The sequence below is a fragment of the Streptomyces sp. NPDC025618 genome (genome assembly GCF_055558795.1).
Map to the genome: position 1 here is coordinate 18,727 of NZ_JBVHLW010000030.1, position 18,501 is coordinate 37,227.

Here is an 18,501-nt window from a genome sequence, read left to right on the forward strand (position 1 = left end):
GTTTTTTTCCCCTTCCCCCCCCCCTTCCAGAAGCGGGGGACACCCCGACCCCCGACCGCTTTTCGTGCGTTTCCCCCAAATCCCGGGGGGGGGGGGGGGGGGGGTTGGGGTCCCCCCCCCCCTTTTCGGGAAGGGGCGGGCAGGGGGAAAACCCCGCTCCTACGCGAAGCGCTGCCGCGCCGACCCGTCGCACGCCGCCAGCCGCACCGGCTCCTTCGCCGCCGCCAGCGTCAGACACAGTTCAGGCGCGGAGGCGGGCCGGTACGTCGAGCCGTCGCGCACGAACCGCTGGTTGGTGCCGCCGTGGCAGTCCCACAGCGCGACCGCGGTCCCGGCCTTGTAGGAGCCGGACGGCACGTCGACGCACCGGTCCTGGGAGAGCTCCGTGTGCAGGGACTGCCGCTGCGCGTCGTACCACCAGCCCTGGTTGCGGGCGCCGGAGCAGTCCCAGCCGCCGACCTCCGTGCCGTTGCGGCTGCTCGCCCCGTACGCGTCCACGCAGGAGCCCGTCGCCTCGTTCTTCAGCGGCTGGTACGCGTCGTCCCACGCGCCCTCGCGCAGCACGGGCGACCCCGTGCTCGCCGGGTCCGCGCAGCCCGCCTCGCGGTAGCCGGAGGCGTAGAGCTGGCCGAGGCACGACGCGAAGGCGCCGTGGCCGCGGAAGTTGGGGTGGAAGGACTGGCGCACGGAATTGGCGTCCGGCGGGAAGGGGTTGGTCACGTCGATGTAGAGCCCGCGCGCCCAGGTGTTGTCCGAGCACACCTCGTGGCCGTGGAAGAGGCGCGAGTTGTCGAGGAAGAGCGCGCCGGTGTCACGGGCCACCCGCCGCATGCCGCGCTCGAAGGCGGGCACGGCGGTGTCGCGGCCCCACGCCGCGTCGGAGGTGTAACCGACGCAGCCGCCCGGGATCTTGCCGGGGTAGTCCGGGTTGTCCTCGAAGTCGGGGCCGATGGGGCTGGGGTAGCCCATGACGACGAGCTTGTAGTCACCCGCGGCGTAGCCCGCGTTCGTCATCACGGTGCGCAGATCCCGTACGGTCTGCTCGACCTTGGGCACGAGGCCGTCGACGCGGGCCTGCCAGCCGGGCGCGTACTTCGGCTCGCAGGTGCCCTGGAGCAGCAGATAGCGCTCGACGCAGTCGGTCATCACGGGGCCGAACTGGAGGTCGTCGTTGGCGCCGGCGACCAGCAGGACGAGCTTGACGTGGGTGTTGCGCGCCTTGATCGCGAGGGCGTCGCTCTGCACCAGCTCGTCCGCGTACTGCTTGCTGCCGCCGATGCGGATGTTGGCGGTGGAGGCACCGGAGCAGGCGACGTTGTAGGTCACGTCGGCGGGGATGGTGGTGCGGTGGATGGCGGCGTCGGGCGAGCGGTGGCACCAGTTGGTGGGCCCGTTGGTGCCCGGTTCGTAGTTCCCCACGCCCTCGCCGGCTATCTCGCTGTCGCCGAGCGAGACCAGGGAGGTCTTGCGGTCGGCGAGCGGGCGCTCGGCGGCGTCGCCGTAGAGCTTCGCCGCCTCCGCGGCGCGGATCTTCTCCAGTTCCGGGGTCAGGGGGGTGGAGGCGGCCGTACGGGTGGCGGCCTGGGCGGTGGGTCCGGTGGCGGCCGTGCCGCCGAGCGCCGCGGCGAACGCGGCGACGGCGGCGAGGGCACAGCGCAGGGTGGGTCTGCGTGTCATGGAGCCTCCGATTTCAGTTGTTACCCGCGGTATTTACTAGGTGGGAGTGCCTCTTGGGAACAGGTCGGACCGGACAAACGCTGTGCTGTACAGGAGGTAAGTGACGATGACCGACAGTGAGCAGTACCGGACCGAGCACGACTCCATGGGCGAGGTACGGGTCCCGGCCCACGCGAAGTGGCGCGCGCAGACCCAGCGGGCGGTGGAGAACTTCCCCGTCAGCGGGCAGCGCCTGGAGCGGGCGCACATCGAGGCGCTGGGCCGGATCAAGGCCGCCGCGGCCAGGGTCAACGCCGAGCTGGGTGTGATCGACAAGGACGTCGCGGAGGCCGTCGCCGAGGCCGCGGAGGAGGTGGTGCGCGGGCGCTGGGACGACCACTTCCCGATCGACGTCTTCCAGACCGGCTCGGGCACGTCCTCCAACATGAACGCCAACGAGGTCATCGCCACCCTGGCCACCGAGCGCCTCGGCCGGGACGTGCACCCGAACGACCACGTCAACGCCTCGCAGAGCTCCAACGACGTCTTCCCGTCGAGCATCCACATCGCGGCCACCGCGGCCGTCACGGGTGACCTGATCCCGGCGCTGGAGCACCTCGCGGCGGCGCTGGAGCGCAAGGCCGCCGAGTTCGCGGACGTCGTCAAGTCGGGGCGCACGCACCTGATGGACGCCACGCCCGTCACCCTGGGCCAGGAGTTCGGCGGCTACGCGGCGCAGGTGCGCTACGGCGCCGAGCGGCTGCGCGCCTCGCTGCCGCGGCTGGCCGAACTCCCCCTGGGCGGCACGGCCGTGGGCACCGGCATCAACACCCCGGCGGGCTTCTCCGGCGCCGTCATCGCCGAGGTCGCGCGGACGACCGGGCTGCCCCTGACCGAGGCCCGCGACCACTTCGAGGCGCAGGGGGCTCGGGACGGGCTGGTGGAGACCAGCGGTCAGCTGCGCACGATCGCGGTCGGCCTCACCAAGATCTGCAACGACCTGCGCTGGATGGCCTCCGGCCCGCGCACCGGCCTATCCGAGATCAATGTCCCCGACCTCCAGCCGGGCTCGTCGATCATGCCGGGGAAGGTCAACCCGGTGATCCCCGAGGCCGTCCTGATGGTGGCCGCGCAGGTCATCGGCAACGACGCGACCGTGGCCACGGCGGGCGCGGCCGGGAACTTCGAGCTCAACGTGATGCTCCCGGTCATGGCGAAGAACCTGCTGGAGTCCGTGCGCCTGCTGGCGAACGCGTCCCGGCTGCTGGCGGACCGCACGGTCGGCGGCATCACCGCGAACGCGGAGCGGGCCCGGGAGTACGCGGAGTCCTCGCCGTCCGTCGTCACGCCGCTGAACCGCTACATCGGCTACGAGGAGGCGGCGAAGGTCGCGAAGAAGTCGCTCGCCGAGCGGAAGACGATCCGGGAGGTGGTGCTCGAATCGGGCTATGTCGAGCGGGGGTTGCTGACGCGCGAGCAGCTGGACGAGGCGCTGGACGTCCTGCGGATGACGCGGCCGTAGTTCCGCGCGCGGGCCGTCGCGGGCGGCCCGCGGACGCGCCCCCGCGTCAATCCCCGCTCCTGGACCGTACCTATTGCGGCGCACATCACGGCGCGTCCGAGGCCACCCCGCCTAGGATCTGCGCATGACAGCGGACACCGTGGACACGACAGCAGGCAGCGCCCCCTGGGCGCCGGGGGACCACATCCTCTGGCGCTACCGGGGCAATGGCACCGACCGTGTCCACATCTGCCGTCCCGTCACCGTCGTGCAGGACACCGACGAGCTCCTCGCGGTGTGGATGGCACCGGGCACCGACTGCGTCAAGCCGCTCCTCGCGGACGGCACCTCCATCCACGAGGAGCCGCTGGACACCCGCTACACCAAGCCGCGTACCACCGTCGTCTCCCGCTGGTTCGGCACCGGCGTGCTCAAGCTGGCCCGGCCCGGCGAGCCCTGGTCGGTCTGGCTGTTCTGGGACTCCGGCTGGGGCTTCAAGAACTGGTACGTGAACCTCGAGGAGCCGCTCGCGCGCTGGGCGGGCGGCGTCGACTCCGAGGACCACTTCCTGGACATCGCCGTCTATCCGGACCGCAGTTGGGAGTGGAAGGACGAGGACGAGTTCGGCCAGGCGCAGCGCGCGGGCCTGATGTCCGCCGGGCAGGCGGCGCGGGTACGGGAGGCCGGGCGGGCCGCGGTCGCGCTCATCGAGTCCTGGGGGGCTCCGTTCGCCGGGGGCTGGGAGAACTGGCGGCCCGACCCCTCCTGGACCGTGCCGGCGCTGCCCGCCGACTGGGACCGCTCCCCCGCCGGGATCCGGGCGTAACCTCGGGAAGCGCTTGGCGGGCCCCCGACGGACAACCGTAGGATCGGCCTCCGCGATACTGCACAGCAGCACGGCGCGAACAGAACACGGCATGTGACGCATGTTCACAACAAGACGGTCACAGGAGGGCGGAGCCGTGAGCGGTGACGAGGGGCGGGAGTACGACGGCTACGTCCGCTTAGGGCTGGACCGCAGCGGTCAGGCCGAGGCGTTCGACGCGATAGGCGACCGCTACGACGAAGCCTTCCCGCACAAGGAGGGCCAGCTCGCCGCGGGCGCCTGGCTGGCGGAGACGCTGCCGCCCGGCTCCCGGATCCTGGACCTGGGCTGCGGTACGGGCCTGCCGACGGCCCGGCAGCTCGACGAGGCCGGTCACCGGGTGGTCGGCGTCGACCTCTCCTCCGGCATGCTGGACCTGGCCCGCGCCAACGTCCCCGGGGCCGAGTTCCTCCGCGCGGACCTGGCCGAGCTGCGGGACGGGCGGCTGGGGACGTTCGACGGGGTCGCCGCCTTCTTCTCCTTGCTGATGCTGCCGCGCGCGGAGATCCCGCACGCCCTGCGGATGGTGCACGGACTGCTGAGACCCGGGGGGCTGCTGGCCCTGTCGATGGTCGAGGCCGACGTGGACGACTTCGCGATTCCGTTCCTGGGGAACACGATCCGGGTATCCGGATACCTGCGGGACGAATTGCGTCAGGTCGTGTGCGAGGCGGGCTTCGACGTCGCCGGGGAAAGCACGTTGGCGTACGCCCCGGCGAGTACGGACGTACCACCAGAGATCCAGCTCTTCTTCAATCTGCGACGCGCCTGACCCACGGTGCGCCCCCTGAACGACCCGGGCGTACGGCCCCGACGGATGGAACCCCACGCGTGACGGAGCATCCCAACTCCCACGGAAGACAGCGGACCGCGCCGACGCGGCAGGCTGCCGTCCAGCAGACGGCCGCCCCCGCGCCGGGCACGGCCGCGCTCGGCTCCGAGGCCGCCGCGGCCGCCGCCCGCCTGCCGCGCCAGCCGGACGGCCGCTCGGACGGCCCGCGCGACCGCGGCCGTACGGATCCCGGCGACCCGGCCCACGCCGCCGCCGGGCCCGGCGAGCCGGGCCGCGAAGGCTCCGCCCGGGCCGGCGAGCACGACGGTCCGGCCGGCGACGGCACCCGGCCCGAGCCCGCCGCGGGCCGCCCCGGTGATCCGCGGCCCCCCGCCGGCGGCGGGGCGGGCATGCCCTCCGCCGGGGCCACCGGCGGGGAGCGGCTGCGGTTCGTGGGCGCCGCGACCCGGCGGATCGCGCGCGGCATCGACCTGGACGAGATCGTGCTGGGTCTGTGCCGGGCCACCGTGCCGACCTTCGCCGACGCGATCCTCGTCTATCTGCGCGACCCGCTGCCCGTGGGCGACGAGCGGCCCGTGGGCCCCGTCGTCCTGCGGCTGCGCCGCACCGACCAGCTGCCGGAGCACGTGCGCGGCCTGGGCGAGACGGGCGGGGCCGACGCCCCGGTGGACCGCTCCGACCCCGCGACCGATCTCGCGGCGGTCGCGGCGGAGCGCTGCGAGGTGCGCATAGGAGGGCCGCTCGCGGAGGTGCTGCGAGGGGTCCGGCCCGTCTACGGCGACTCCCCCGCCGCGCGGGCGGCGCTCCCGGAGCTGCTGGGCGAGGACCGCGCCGTGCCGGACCGGCAGCGCACGATCCTCGCGCCGCTGCGGGGCCGGCGGCGGGTGATCGGCGCGGCGGTCTTCATCCGGCGCGCGGACCGGCCCGCCTTCGAGGGCGACGACCTGCTGGTGGCGGCGCAGCTCGCCACCCACACCGCCCTGGGCGTGGACAAGGCCGTGCTCTACGGCCGCGAGGTGTACATCGCGGACGAGCTCCAGCGCACCATGCTCCCGGACTCGCTGCCCCAGCCGACGGGCGTGCGGCTCGCCAGCCGCTATCTCCCGGCGGCCGAGACGGCCCGGGTGGGCGGTGACTGGTACGACGCGATCCCGCTGCCGGGCAACCGCGTCGCGCTGGTCGTCGGTGACGTCATGGGCCACTCGATGACCTCCGCCGCGATCATGGGTCAGCTGCGGACCACCGCGCAGACCCTCGCGGGCCTGGACCTGCCCCCGGCCGAGGTGCTGCACCACCTGGACGAGCAGGCGCAGCGGCTCGGTTCCGACCGCATGGCGACCTGCCTGTACGCGGTCTACGACCCGGTCGCGCACCGCATCGTCATCGCCAACGCCGGGCACCCGCCGCCGATCATGCTGCACCGCGGCGGGCGCGCGGAGGTGCTGCGCGTGCCGCCGGGCGCGCCCATCGGCGTGGGCGGGGTCGACTTCGAGGCGGTGGAGCTGGACGCGCCGGCCGGGGCGACGCTGCTGCTGTACACCGACGGGCTGGTGGAGTCCCGGATAAGGGACGTGTGGACCGGCATAGAGCAGCTGCGGGAGCGGCTGATCGAGACGGCCCGGCTGACAGGCCCGAACCCGCCCCCGCTGGAGCCCCTCTGCGACGAGGTGCTGGGCATGCTGGGCCCGGGCGACCGGGACGACGACATCGCCCTGCTCGCCGCCCGCTTCGAGGGGATCGCGCCGAGCGACGTGGCGTACTGGTTCCTCGACCCGCGCCCACAGACGGCCCGCCAGGCCCGCAGGCTGGCCCGGCGCGCGCTGGCCCGGTGGGGCCTGGACGAGCTCACCGACGCGGTGGAGCTGCTGGTCAGCGAGGTGATCACCAATGCCGTGCGGTACGCCGAACGGCCCATATCGCTGCGGTTGCTCCGGACGGACGTGCTGCGCTGCGAGGTCGGCGACGACGTGCCGCAGCTGCCGCGGCTGCGGCAGGCACGGCCCTCGGACGAGGGCGGCCGGGGTCTGTATCTGGTGAACAGGCTGGCCAGACGGTGGGGCGCCACCCGGCTCAGCACGGGGAAGGTGGTGTGGTTCGAGATGGCGCTGCCGGCGCACGCCCGCTGAGGCCGCCGCGCACGCGCCGGGGGACGCGGGCCTTCGTACGGCCGTTTCCTCCACCCGGGCGACGTGGAATTCTGGACAGTGTCCAGGCTCCTGTTGCCGACGCGCTGTCGGCGGAGTTCACTGGCTCGGGTGGAGGGCGGCACGGACGCGCCCTCTCCCAATCCCCGTTCCGGGAGGCGTCCCATGACCGACTCGGCGCAGCAGGTTCCCTACACCACGAACAACGTCGGCATTCCTGTGGAGAGCGACGAGCATTCGCTCACCATCGGCGATACCGGCCCCATCCTGCTCCAGGATCACTATCTGATCGAGAAGATGGCCCAGTTCAACCGCGAACGGGTCCCGGAGCGCGTGGTCCACGCCAAGGGCGGCGGCGCCTACGGCTTCTTCGAAGTCACCAATGACGTCAGCCAGTTCACCAAGGCCGATCTCTTCCAGCCCGGCAAGCGGTGCGAGATGCTGGCCCGCTTCTCGACGGTCGCCGGTGAGCAGGGCAGCCCGGACACCTGGCGTGACCCGCGGGGTTTCGCCCTGAAGTTCTACACCGAGCACGGCAACTACGACATGGTGGGCAACAACACCCCGGTCTTCTTCGTCCGTGACCCGCAGAAGTTCCAGGACTTCATCCGGAGCCAGAAGCGCCATCCGCGGACCGGCCTGCGGAACAACGACATGCAGTGGGACTTCTGGACGCTGTCCCCGGAGTCCGCGCACATGGTCACATGGCTGATGGGCGACCGCGGCGTGCCGAAGACATGGCGCCATATGAACGGCTACAGCTCGCACACCTATATGTGGGTGAACGGCGGTGGCGAGAAGTTCTGGGTGAAGTACCACGTCAAGACCGACCAGGGCATCGAATTCCTCACCCAGGAGGAGGCGGACCAGCTGGCGGGTTCCGACGCGGACAAGCACCGCCGGGATCTGTACGAGGCGATCGAGTCGGGCGACGCCCCGTCGTGGACCGTGTACGTCCAGGTGATGCCCTTCGCGGACGCCGCGGACTACCGCTTCAATCCCTTCGACCTCACCAAGGTCTGGCCGCACGGCGACTATCCGCTGATCGAGGTCGGCCGGATGACGCTGAACAAGAATCCCGAGGACTTCTTCGTCCACATCGAGCAGGCGGCCTTCGAGCCGTCCAATCTGGTGCCGGGAATCGGCCCGTCGCCGGACAAGATGCTGCTGGGCCGGCTGTTCTCGTACCCGGACACCCACCGCTACCGCATCGGCCCGAACTATTCCCAGCTGCCGCCCAACCGGGCGCGCTCGGCCGTGAATTCCTATGCGAAGGACGGGCCGATGCGTTACGAGCCGGCGAATGTGGCCCGGCCGTACGCGCCGAATTCCTACGGCGGGCCGGCCGCGGACACCGGCCGCTTCGGTGAGATCGCGGGCTGGGCGGCGGCGGGCGAGATGGTGCGCGAGGCGTACAAGCTGCACCGCGAGGACGACGACTGGGGCCAGCCGGGGACGATGGTCCGCCAGGTCCTCGACGACGCCGCGCGCGACCGGCTGGTCGCCAATGTCTCCGGCCACCTCAAGCAGGGCGTGAGCAGGCCCGTGCTGGACCGCGCCTTCCAGTACTGGCGCAACATCGACAAGAACGTCGGCGACCGGATCGCCACCGCGGTCAACGGCGGCTGACCGGCCCCGCACCACGCGTCCGGCCGCCGTCCCGCTGGTGCGGGGCGGCGGCCGGACGGGCGTACGGGGTCAGTCGCGGTTGTTGAACGGCGGGTCCCCGCCGTCACCGCCTGTGGGCGGCGTCGGCGGCGTGGGCGGTGTCGGCTTGGTCGTCGGCGGCGTGGGCGGCGTGGGCTTGGTCGTCGGCGGCTTGGGGTCGTGCGACGGGGTGTTCCGCGAGGCGCTCGGCGACGGCGGCGTGGACGGGCCGGTCGACGGGGTCGACGAAGGCTTGCCGGACGGCGGCGCGGAGGGCTTCGTGGAGACCGTCGGGGCGGGCGGCGGGGGCACCGCGCCGGCCTCGTCCGTCTTCAGGTCGAACTCGGTGTCGCCGTCGGCGACCTTCCCGGTGTACGCGGCCCAGATCTCGGCGGGGTAGCCGCCACCGTTGACACGGCCGCCGTCGACACCGCCGGTGCCGGTCAGCGGGACCTGCTTGCCGCCGGGGCCCTCGCCGAACATGCCGACCGAGGTGATGAGGTCCGGGGTGTAGCCGGAGAACCAGGCCGACTTGTTGTCGTCGGAGGTGCCGGTCTTGCCCGCCACCGCGTACTCCGAGCTCTGCACGACGCTGGCCGTACCGTCGTTGACCACGCCCTTGAGGACCTGGGTGACGTCGTCGGCGTCGACGCGGTCGATGATCTGCGGGCCGATCGCGTCCGGCAGGGCGACCTTCTCGCCGTTGCGGGAGAGGGAGGCGACGATGCTCGGGGTGGTCTGCTTGCCGTGGTTGGCGAGCGTGGCGTAGACGCCGGCCATGTGCAGCGGGCTCGCGCTCATGGAGCCGAGCGACATGGCGGGCTTCTCCTCGAAGCCGCCGGCCTCGCCGTTCATGCCGAGGGCCACGGCGGTCTTCTTGACCTTGTCGAGGCCGACGTCGACGGCCATCTGCGCGAACGCGGAGTTGATGGACTTGTTCATCGACTCCTGGACCGTCACCGGGCCGTAGCTCTGGTGGTCCTCGTTCTGCGGCGCGAAGGGCGTGTCACTGTTCTTGACGGGGCGCTCGCTGGTGCCGTCGTAGATCGTGCTCGCCGTGATCGGCTGGCCGTCCTGCGTCTTGGACTTGTTGTCCAGCGCGGAGGCGAAGATCACCGGCTTGAAGGTGGAGGCCGGCTGGTAGTCCTCGCGGGTGGCGTTGCTGATCTGGTGCTTCTCGAAGTCCTGGCCGCCGTACAGGGCCACGACCTTGCCGGTCTTGCGGTCCACCGACACGGCGCCCACCTGGGCGTACGCGTCGACCTTGCGGGCCTGCGGGTCGAGCTTGGAGGTGACCTTGTCCTTGACCGCCTGCTCCAGGGCCTTCTGGCGGGCGGGGTCGATGCTGAGGGTGATGGTCCAGCCGCCGGCCGCGAGCGCGCCCTCGCCGCGTCCGCTCTTGCGGAAGGCGTGCTCGATCTCGCTCTTGGCCGCCTCGACGAGATAGCCGTTCTGCCCGGTCAGGCCCTTGGGGGGCTTGGGCTGCTTCGGCACCTCGAACTGCATGGTCCTGCGCTTGTCCGGGTCGAGCCACTTCTTCTCGACCATCTTGTCGAGGACGTAGTTCCAGCGCGCCTTGGCGTTGGCCTTGCCCGCGTCGGTGGCCGCCGACCAGTCGTACTGGCTCGGGGCCTGGAGCAGCGCCGCGAGGTAGGCGCCCTCCTCGACGTTGATGTCCTTGACGTCCTTGTCGAAGTACGCGCGGGACGCGGCCTGGATGCCGTAGGCGTTGCGGCCGTAGTAGCTGGTGTTCAGATACCCGGCGAGGATTTCCTTCTTGTCGAACTTCTGCTGCACCTTGAGCGAGATGATCAGCTCCTTCACCTTGCGGGTGACGGTCTGCTCCTGGCTCAGGTAGGAGTTCTTGACGTACTGCTGGGTGATGGTCGAGCCACCCTGCTTGCCGCGGCCCATCAGGGTGTTGAAGATGCCGCGCGCGGTGCCCTTGATGTCGACGCCGGGGTCGGTCCAGAAGTCCTTGTTCTCGGCGGCGACGACGGCGTGCTGGACGCCCTCGGGGATCTTGTCCAGCGTGACCGTGTCACGGTTGACCTGTCCCGTACGGGCCAGCACCGTGCCGTTGTCGAGCTTGTAGACGTTGCTCTGCAGCTGGGTCTCCAGCTTGCCGGTGGGCACGTCGACGTACATGTAGAGCGCCACGAAGGCGCCGGCGCCGAGGGCTATCAGACCCACGAAGTAGGCGAGCAGCTTCTTCCAGGTGAAGAAGCGGCGTATGCCGGACTTCTTGGGCTTCTTGCCCTTTGCTGTGCGGGTGCTTTTCTGCGCCCGTCGCGCTTCCGCTCGGCCCATCTCTCCCGTAGCTCCACTCTGTCCGCCCCCAACCCAGCTCACGAAGCTAACACCGCAACTGTCACCAAACGCCCATCGATCAAGGCTTCGCGGCACGTGACATACAGCACCCCGGGTGGCGGGAACCGGGTACGGCGCAGTGCGGAAAACGGTACAGGGCGATAATGTGCTATCACTTTGCTAGACACCCAACGACGTGCGGCCGACCACCGCGCGACGCCGAGGAAACGGGGAACCTCCATGCAGGACACCGCCATCACCGCCACGGAGACCGCACCGCCGACGGAGCCGCCGGTCATGCCCGCGGCGCGGGTGCGGGAGTTCCCCGCCCGCGACATCGGCGGCGGGACGGCCCTGCTGCTGGGGCTCGTCGGCCTGCTCATAGCCGCCGGACTCATCGCCCTGGCGGTGCTTTTCGGCCACGACGGCAAGAGCGCGCTGTGCGCCGCGCTCGTCGTGGCGGGCATCCTCGCCGGCATCGCCTCGCTCACGGCCATGAGCGGGCTCAACACCGTGGCCCCGGGCCAGGCGCGCGTCGTCCAGCTCTTCGGCCGCTACCGCGGCACGATCCGCACCGAGGGCCTGCGCTGGGTCAACCCCTTCACCAGCCGTGATGTGGTCTCCACCCGGGTGCGCAACCACGAGACCGCCGTCATGAAGGTCAACGACGCCTACGGCAACCCGATCGAGCTGGCCGCGGTCGTGGTGTGGCGGGTCGAGGACACCGCCCAGGCGATGTTCGAGGTGGAGGACTTCCAGGAGTTCGTCGCCACGCAGACCGAGGCGGCCGTCCGGCACATCGCCATCGAGTACCCCTATGACGCGCACGACGACGACGCGCTGTCGCTGCGCGGCAACGCCGAGGAGATCACCGAGAAGCTCGCCGTCGAGCTGCACGCGCGCGTCGAGGCGGCCGGCGTGCAGATCATCGAGTCGCGCTTCACCCACCTCGCGTACGCACCGGAGATCGCCTCTGCCATGCTCCAGCGACAGCAGGCCGGGGCGGTCGTGGCCGCCCGGAAGCTGATCGTGGAAGGCGCGGTCGGCATGGTCGAGGAGGCGCTGTCGCGGATCAGCGAGCAGGGCTTCGTGGAGCTGGACGAGGAGCGGAAGGCGGCCATGGTGAGCAATCTGATGGTGGTGCTGTGCGGTGACCGCGCCGCGCAGCCGGTCCTGAACACGGGCACCCTCTACCAGTGACGGAGGACCACCCCCCACAGCAGCGGGGGCCGCGGCAGCGCAAGCAGGTGCTGCTGCGGCTCGACCCGCTCGTGCACGACGCCCTGACGCGCTGGGCGGGCGACGAGCTCCGCAGCGCCAACGCGCAGATCGAGTTCCTGCTGCGCAAGGCGCTGGCCGACGCGGGCCGGCTCCCGCAGGGCACGGGGCCGGTCCCGCGCCGCGGCCGTCCGCGCAAGGAGCCGGAGACGGATTAGGCGAAGAGCCGGAGACGGATGAGAAGACCCCGAGGCGGGCCGGTCCACAGCTGAACCCGGTGGTGGACCGGCCCGCCTCGGCATGCCCCGGCCACCGAAAAGATCGAGCCACCTGTTCACCCCCTGTATACATCGAGCGTATACACCCCGCGTACAGTCCTCCGCATGTCAATCGGACACACCTTGCTCGCCCTCCTCGAAGCCGGCCCGAGCCACGGCTACGACCTCAAGCGCGCCTTCGACGAACGCTTCGGCCACGACCGCCCGCTCCACTACGGCCAGGTCTACTCGACGATGTCGCGGCTGCTGAAGAACGGCCTCGTCGAGGTGGACGGCATAGAGCAGGGCGGCGGCCCGGACCGCAAGCGCTACGCCATCACCGACGCCGGGGTCACGGACGTCGAGCAGTGGCTCGTCCAGCCCGAGAAGCCCGAGCCGTATCTCCAGTCGACGCTCTACACCAAGGTGGTCGTCGCCCTGCTGACCGGACGCGACGCGGACGGCCTGCTGGACGCCCAGCGCGCGGAGCACCTGCGGCTGATGCGCGAGCTCACCCGGCGCAAGAGCTCGGGCGATCTCGCCGACCAGCTCATCTGCGACCACGCGCTCTTCCATCTGGAGGCAGATCTGCGCTGGCTGGAACTCACCGCCGCCCGGCTCGACCAGCTCGCCAAGGCGGTGGGCGCGTGACCCCCTCGGGCTCCCTGCTCGCCGCCACCGGCCTGCGCAAGGCGTACGGGCCGACACCCGCGCTCGCCGGGGCCGACTTCTCCGTCCACCCCGGCGAGGTCGTCGCCGTGATGGGCCCCTCGGGCTCGGGCAAGTCGACGCTGCTGCACTGCCTCGCGGGCATCGTGCGGCCCGACTCCGGCACCGTCCGCTACGGCGCGCGCGAGCTGTCGGAGCTGTCGGACAGCGAGCGCAGCGCGCTGCGCCGGAGCGAGTTCGGCTTCGTCTTCCAGTTCGGGCAGCTGGTGCCGGAGCTGACCTGCGCCGAGAACGTCGCCCTGCCGCTCCGGCTCAACGGCATGAAGCGCAAGCAGGCCGAGGCCGCCGCCCTGGAGTGGCTGGAGCGGCTGGAGGTCACCGAGGTGCGCGGCAAGCGGCCCGGTGAGGTCTCCGGCGGCCAGGGGCAGCGCGTCGCCGTCGCCCGCGCGCTGGTCACCAGGCCGCGCGTGATCTTCGCCGACGAGCCGACCGGCGCCCTCGACTCCCTCAACGGCGAGCGCGTGATGCGGCTGCTGACGCAGGCCGCCCGGGAGACGCGGGCCGCGGTCGTCCTGGTCACGCACGAGGCGCGGGTCGCCGCGTACTCCGACCGCGAGGTCGTCGTGCGGGACGGCGCCGCGCGGGACATGGCGGGTGTCTCATGACCCGCGCGGACGACGAGCGCCCCGGCCGCGGCCCCGCCGACAGGCCGACCGGCCCCACCGGGCTCACCGCCTGGGCCCGCGACCTGGCCACCGGCGCCCGCTTCGCGCTGACCGGCGGCCGCGAGGGCTGGCTGCGCACCGGGCTCACCGCGGTGGGCGTCGGCATCGGCGTGGTCCTGCTGCTGATCGCGGCCTCCGTGCCGGAGATGCTGTCCCAGCGTGACGAGCGTGAGGCCGCGCGCGATGTCACCTCCTCAACGGCAGCCGGGCCGCGGCCCGACACCCTCCTCTATCAGTCGGTCAGCACGGACTTCCGCGACAAGCCCGTGAGCGGCGCGCTGCTGCGGGCCGAGGGCCCGGAGGCACCCGCCCCGCCCGGCGTGGACCGGATACCCGGCGCGGGCGAGATGGTGGTCTCCCCCGCGCTCGACAGACTGCTGAAGTCCGACGAGGGAAAGCTGCTGCGCGAGCGGTTCCCGTACCGCGCCGTGGGCACCATCGGCGACGCGGGACTCATCGGTCCCAGCGAGCTCTTCTTCTACATCGGCAGCGACCACCTCAGCACGGACAACCCCGCCGTGCGCTACGGCCAGGGCGAACGCGTTCTGCGCGTCAACCGCTACGGCTCCGACCAGGACGACCCCCCGCTGAGCCCGGCGCTCCTGCTGCTGGTCGTCATGGTGTGTGTCGTGCTGCTGCTGCCGGTGGCCGTCTTCATCGCCACCGCCGTGCGCTTCGGCGGCGACCAGCGCGACCGCCGGCTGGCCGCGCTGCGGCTGGTGGGCGCGGACATCAAGGCCGTACGGCGGATCGCGGCGGGCGAGGCGCTGTGTGCCGCGCTGATCGGACTGGCCGTCGGCACGGGGGTGTTCCTCTTCATCCGGCGGTTCGCCTCCGGGGTCACGATCCAGGACACCAGCGTCTTCCCCGCCGACCTGGCCCCGGCGCCCGCCCTGGCGGCGCTCGTCGCCGTCGCCGTGCCCGCCCTGGCCGTCGTGATCACCCTGCTCGCGCTGCGCGGCGTCGCCATCGAGCCGCTGGGCATCGTGCGGAACGCCGTCGCCCGGCGCCGCAGGCTGTGGTGGCGGCTGCTGCTCCCGGTCGCGGGCCTGGCCCTGCTCGTACCGCTCTCCGGCAGCGTCTCGCTGTACGCCTACGGCGCCGCGGTCCCGACGGTGCGGGTCGCCGTGGGCGCCGTCCTGGTGCTGGTCGGGGTGACCGCCCTGCTGCCCTGGCTGGTCGAGGCGTGTGTGGCCCGGCTGCGCGGCGGGCCGCTGCCCTGGCAGCTGGCCGTCCGGCGGCTCCAGTTGAGCGGTGGCTCCGCGGCCCGCGCGGTCAGCGGCATCACCGTCGCCGTGGCGGGCGCGATCGCGGTGCAGATGCTCTTCGCCGGGATGCAGAACGACTACGTCGCCGAGCCCGACGAGGTCCCGGCGACGCATTCGCAGATGAGGGCCATGTACCGCACGGGGACCGCGGCGGAGGTACGCGGCTGGCAGGAGCGGCTGCGGGCGACCGAGGGGGTCGTCGGGGCGGTCGCCACGGTCGAGAGCTACGCCGACGCGACCGGCAAGGGAGGCGGCAGGGGCGGGGTCACGACCGTCCGGGTCGCCGACTGCGCCACGCTGCGCGAGCTGGCACGGCTGGACTCCTGCGCGGACGGGGACGTCTTCGTCGCCCAGGAGCCGGACGGTGATGTCGACACGGCGCGCCGCTTCCCGCCCGGCACCCCGCTGGAGATGGCGCGCTGGGACTCCTCGGGCGGCTCCGCGAAGGCGTACCGGTGGACCGTGCCCGCCTCGGCGCGTGTGGTGGCGACCCGGCCGGACCCGGCCGGTGAGCACGAGTACGGCGTGCTGGCCACGCCTTCGGCGATCGACGTCCGCGCCATGCCGGAGGGCAGGACGGTGGCCTCGGTGAAGTTCCGTCAGGGCGACCTGGACGCCATCGAGCGGGTGCGCAACACCGCCGCCGGCATCGACCCGGCCGTACGCGTATGGCGGATGGGCGGGGTGGTGAAGGACGACCACTACGCCGCGATCCAGCGGGGGCTGCTGGTCGGCGGCACCCTCACGCTGTTCCTCATCGGCGGCAGCATGCTCGTCACCACCCTGGAGCAACTCCGCGAGCGCAGCCGCCTGTTGTCCGCGCTGGTGGCGCTGGGCACCCGGCGCTCCACGATCGGCTGGTCGGTGCTCTGGCAGACCGCCGTCCCGGTCGTGCTCGGCATGATCCTGGCGGTCGCGGGCGGCCTCGGGCTCGGCTGGACGATGCTCAGGCTGATCGACCGCCGGGTGCAGGACTGGCTGTCCTTCCTGCCGCTGGTGGGCGCCGGCACGGCGGTCATCCTCCTGGTGACCCTCGTGAGCCTGCCACCCCTGTGGCGCATGATGCGCGCGGATGGCTTGCGCACGGAATAAATGCGGACCGGGCTGGAGGCCGAACGTGGCTTCTCCAGCCCGGTTTTCGCTCAGTCCCGGGAAATCCGCACGGGCAGTCCGGCGAGCGCTTCCCGCAGCGCCTCGGCGAACTGCTCGAACTCACCCTGCCGCGCCGCCCCCGCCCGCATCGCGAGCGCCACCTTGCGCGAGGGCGCCGGTTCCGCGAAGTAGCCCGTGGCGAGCTGGTCGTTGCGGCTGGTCTCCACGCGCAGCGCCGTACGCGGCAGCAGTGTGACGCCCAGGCCGCCGCCCACGAGCTGGACCAGGGTGGACAGCCCGGCGGCGCTGGTGGTGACGGGCATCCCCACCGTGCGCCCCGCCTCGCGGCAGATGTCGAGGGCCTGGTCGCGCAGGCAGTGGCCCTCGTCGAGCAGCAGGAGATCGAGTTCGCGCAGCGAGGCCCGCGGGATGTCCCCCCGTCCGGCCAGCCAGTGGTCACTCGGAGTCACCAGGACGAAGTCCTCGTCGAAGAGCGGCAGCTCGACCACCCCGGGCACGCCGAGCGGGACCGCGAGCAGCAGCAGATCCAGCCGCCCCTGGGACAGCCCCTCCAGCAGCGAGGAGGTCTGCTCCTCGTGCACCTGGAGATCGAGGGCCGGATAGCGGTCGTGGACCAGCCGGAGCACCGTCGGCAGCAGATACGGCGCCACCGTGGGGATCACCCCGAGGCGGAGCACTCCGGTGAAGGGCGCGCGGGCCGCGTCGGCCTCCTCCAGGAGCGCGCCGACGGCGTCGAGGACGGCGCGGGCACGCACGGCGAGGCGCTCCCCCGCGGGACTGAGCAGCACCTTTCTCGTCGTACGCTCGAGAAGCTGCACATCGAGGACCTCCTCCAGGGCCGAGACGGCACCGGAGAGCGCGGGCTGGCTCATGCCGATGGCGGTCGCCGCGTCGCGGAAGTGCAGGTGCTCGGCGACCGCGACGAAGGCGCGGAGCTGGGCGAGGCTGGGCTGGCGGGGGCGGGACGGCGCGGCCTTCCCGGCACCGGCCCGCGGGGCCGCCGCGGGGGTACCGGCGGGCTCCGCCTCCGGGCTTATGGACGACATGACTGATAACCACCTCCGATCAACTTCACTCAGTCTAGCTATTTCCGTTATCAATGCCTCCTGTGGCAGGGTGGCCTGAGTCCAACCCCGCAGGAAGCGCCGCCATGGTCTTCCTCGATGCAAGGAGAGCGCGTGCTCACTGTCGGTGACCAGTTCCCCCAGTACGACCTGACCGCCTGTGTGGACCTCGACGCGGACAAGGCGTTCGCGCAGATCGACAACAAGTCCTACGAGGGCAAGTGGCGTGTCGTCTTCTTCTGGCCGAAGGACTTCACCTTCGTCTGCCCGACCGAGATCGCCGCGTTCGGCAAGCTGAACGACGAGTTCGCCGACCGTGACGCCCAGATCCTCGGCGTCTCCGGCGACTCCGAGTTCGTCCACCACGCCTGGCGCAAGGACCACGCCGACCTGCGTGACCTGCCCTTCCCGATGCTGGCCGACGCCAAGCACGAGCTCATGCAGGCCTGTGGCGTCGAGGGCGAGGACGGCTACGCCCAGCGCGCCGTCTTCATCGTGGACCCGAACAACGAGATCCAGTTCACCATGGTGACCGCCGGTTCCGTCGGCCGTAACCCCAAGGAGGTCCTGCGGGTCCTCGACGCGCTGCAGACCGACGAGCTGTGCCCGTGCAACTGGAACAAGGGCGAGACGACCCTCGACCCGGTCGCGCTGCTCGCGGGCGAGTGACCTGACATGGCCCTCGACGAGCTGAAGTCCCGGATACCGGACTTCGCCAAGGACCTGAAGCTGAACCTCGGCTCGGTCATCGGCAACTCCCCGCTCCCGCAGCAGCAGCTGTGGGGCACCGTCCTCGCCTGCGCGATCGCGAGCCGCTCGCCGATCGTGCTGCGGGAACTGGAGCCGGAGGCCAAGGCCAACCTCTCCGCCGAGGCGTACGGCGCGGCCAAGTCGGCCGCCGCCATCATGGCGATGAACAACGTCTACTACCGCACCCGGCACCTGCTGTCGGACCCGGAGTACGGCAACCTGCGCGCGGGCCTGCGGATGAACGTCATCGGCAACCCGGGCGTGGAGAAGGTCGACTTCGAGCTGTGGTCGCTGGCCGTCTCCGCGATCAACGGCTGCGGCATGTGCCTCGACTCGCACGAGCAGGTGCTCCGCAAGGCCGGCGTGGACCGCGAGACGATCCAGGAGGCGTTCAAGATCGCTTCCGTTCTCCAGGCGGTCGGCGCGACGCTCGACTCCGAGGCGGTCCTGGCCGAGTAATCGGTCCGCCGCACGGCATCACGCAGAGGGCCCCACCAGGCATTCGCCCGGTGGGGCCCTCT

Annotated in this window: 15 protein-coding genes; 12 read left to right on the forward strand and 3 right to left on the reverse strand. The window is 71.7% G+C overall.

Annotated features, from left to right (window positions below; translation table 11 throughout):
• Positions 1–159: 159 nt before the first annotated feature.
• Positions 160–1,677 (reverse strand): ricin-type beta-trefoil lectin domain protein, encoded by a 1,518-nt coding sequence (locus ACZ4A5_RS23120; RefSeq protein WP_467587255.1) that lies wholly within the window; start codon positions 1,675–1,677, stop codon positions 160–162.
• Between the two features lie 106 nt (positions 1,678–1,783).
• On the opposite strand from ACZ4A5_RS23120, the gene ACZ4A5_RS23125 reads away from it, so the two are divergent.
• The 5 genes from ACZ4A5_RS23125 (at position 1,784) to ACZ4A5_RS23145 (ending at position 8,588) form a co-directional block, all read left to right on the forward strand.
• The gene (locus ACZ4A5_RS23125) at positions 1,784–3,178 is read left to right on the forward strand and encodes a class II fumarate hydratase (protein WP_467587260.1); all 1,395 of its coding nucleotides are present in this window, start codon (positions 1,784–1,786) and stop codon (positions 3,176–3,178) included.
• Positions 3,179–3,302: 124 nt separating this feature from the next.
• Positions 3,303–3,983, forward strand: a complete 681-nt coding sequence (gene fomD, locus ACZ4A5_RS23130) for a cytidylyl-2-hydroxypropylphosphonate hydrolase (protein ID WP_467587263.1) — start codon at positions 3,303–3,305, stop codon at positions 3,981–3,983.
• Positions 3,984–4,083: 100 nt separating this feature from the next.
• Positions 4,084–4,794, forward strand: coding sequence for a class I SAM-dependent DNA methyltransferase (locus tag ACZ4A5_RS23135; RefSeq protein ID WP_467587267.1), 711 nt, complete (start codon positions 4,084–4,086; stop codon positions 4,792–4,794).
• Between the two features lie 59 nt (positions 4,795–4,853).
• Complete coding sequence (locus ACZ4A5_RS23140; RefSeq protein WP_467587272.1) at positions 4,854–6,941, forward strand: SpoIIE family protein phosphatase; 2,088 nt, start codon at positions 4,854–4,856, stop codon at positions 6,939–6,941.
• A gap of 183 nt (positions 6,942–7,124) precedes the next feature.
• Positions 7,125–8,588 (forward strand): catalase, encoded by a 1,464-nt coding sequence (locus ACZ4A5_RS23145; protein ID WP_467587275.1) that lies wholly within the window; start codon positions 7,125–7,127, stop codon positions 8,586–8,588.
• A 69-nt stretch (positions 8,589–8,657) separates the two neighbouring features.
• On the opposite strand, the gene ACZ4A5_RS23150 is transcribed toward ACZ4A5_RS23145, so the two are convergent.
• The gene (locus ACZ4A5_RS23150; RefSeq protein WP_467587279.1) at positions 8,658–10,916 is read right to left on the reverse strand and encodes a transglycosylase domain-containing protein; all 2,259 of its coding nucleotides are present in this window, start codon (positions 10,914–10,916) and stop codon (positions 8,658–8,660) included.
• Between the two features lie 240 nt (positions 10,917–11,156).
• Between ACZ4A5_RS23150 and ACZ4A5_RS23155 the strand changes: the two genes are divergently transcribed.
• From ACZ4A5_RS23155 to ACZ4A5_RS23175, 5 genes are all read left to right on the forward strand, one after another.
• Positions 11,157–12,116 carry an SPFH domain-containing protein gene (locus ACZ4A5_RS23155; RefSeq protein WP_467587283.1) on the forward strand — a complete coding sequence of 320 codons (960 nt, stop codon included), beginning with the start codon at positions 11,157–11,159 and terminating at the stop codon, positions 12,114–12,116.
• Positions 12,113–12,352 carry a type II toxin-antitoxin system antitoxin gene (locus tag ACZ4A5_RS23160; protein WP_467587287.1) on the forward strand — a complete coding sequence of 80 codons (240 nt, stop codon included), beginning with the start codon at positions 12,113–12,115 and terminating at the stop codon, positions 12,350–12,352. The genes ACZ4A5_RS23155 and ACZ4A5_RS23160 overlap by 4 nt, the downstream gene beginning before the upstream one ends.
• A gap of 165 nt (positions 12,353–12,517) precedes the next feature.
• On the forward strand, positions 12,518–13,042 hold the full coding sequence (locus ACZ4A5_RS23165) for a PadR family transcriptional regulator (RefSeq protein WP_398871392.1): 525 nt from the start codon (positions 12,518–12,520) through the stop codon (positions 13,040–13,042).
• A complete protein-coding gene (locus ACZ4A5_RS23170; RefSeq protein WP_467587292.1) occupies positions 13,039–13,725 on the forward strand; it encodes an ABC transporter ATP-binding protein in 687 nt (228 codons plus the stop codon). The genes ACZ4A5_RS23165 and ACZ4A5_RS23170 overlap by 4 nt, the downstream gene beginning before the upstream one ends.
• On the forward strand, positions 13,722–16,145 hold the full coding sequence (locus tag ACZ4A5_RS23175) for an ABC transporter permease (protein ID WP_467587296.1): 2,424 nt from the start codon (positions 13,722–13,724) through the stop codon (positions 16,143–16,145). The genes ACZ4A5_RS23170 and ACZ4A5_RS23175 overlap by 4 nt, the downstream gene beginning before the upstream one ends.
• Before the next feature lie 50 nt (positions 16,146–16,195).
• Here the strand turns inward: ACZ4A5_RS23175 and ACZ4A5_RS23180 are convergent, their stop codons facing one another.
• Complete coding sequence (locus ACZ4A5_RS23180; RefSeq protein WP_467587299.1) at positions 16,196–17,212, reverse strand: LysR substrate-binding domain-containing protein; 1,017 nt, start codon at positions 17,210–17,212, stop codon at positions 16,196–16,198.
• Between the two features lie 132 nt (positions 17,213–17,344).
• Between ACZ4A5_RS23180 and ACZ4A5_RS23185 the strand changes: the two genes are divergently transcribed.
• Both ACZ4A5_RS23185 and ACZ4A5_RS23190 read left to right on the forward strand, forming a co-directional pair.
• Positions 17,345–17,899, forward strand: a complete 555-nt coding sequence (locus ACZ4A5_RS23185; RefSeq protein WP_116213654.1) for a peroxiredoxin — start codon at positions 17,345–17,347, stop codon at positions 17,897–17,899.
• Between the two features lie 6 nt (positions 17,900–17,905).
• Positions 17,906–18,439: an alkyl hydroperoxide reductase gene (locus ACZ4A5_RS23190; protein WP_366004895.1), complete on the forward strand. Its 534-nt coding sequence runs from the start codon at positions 17,906–17,908 to the stop codon at positions 18,437–18,439.
• The last annotated feature ends 62 nt before the right edge of the window (positions 18,440–18,501 follow it).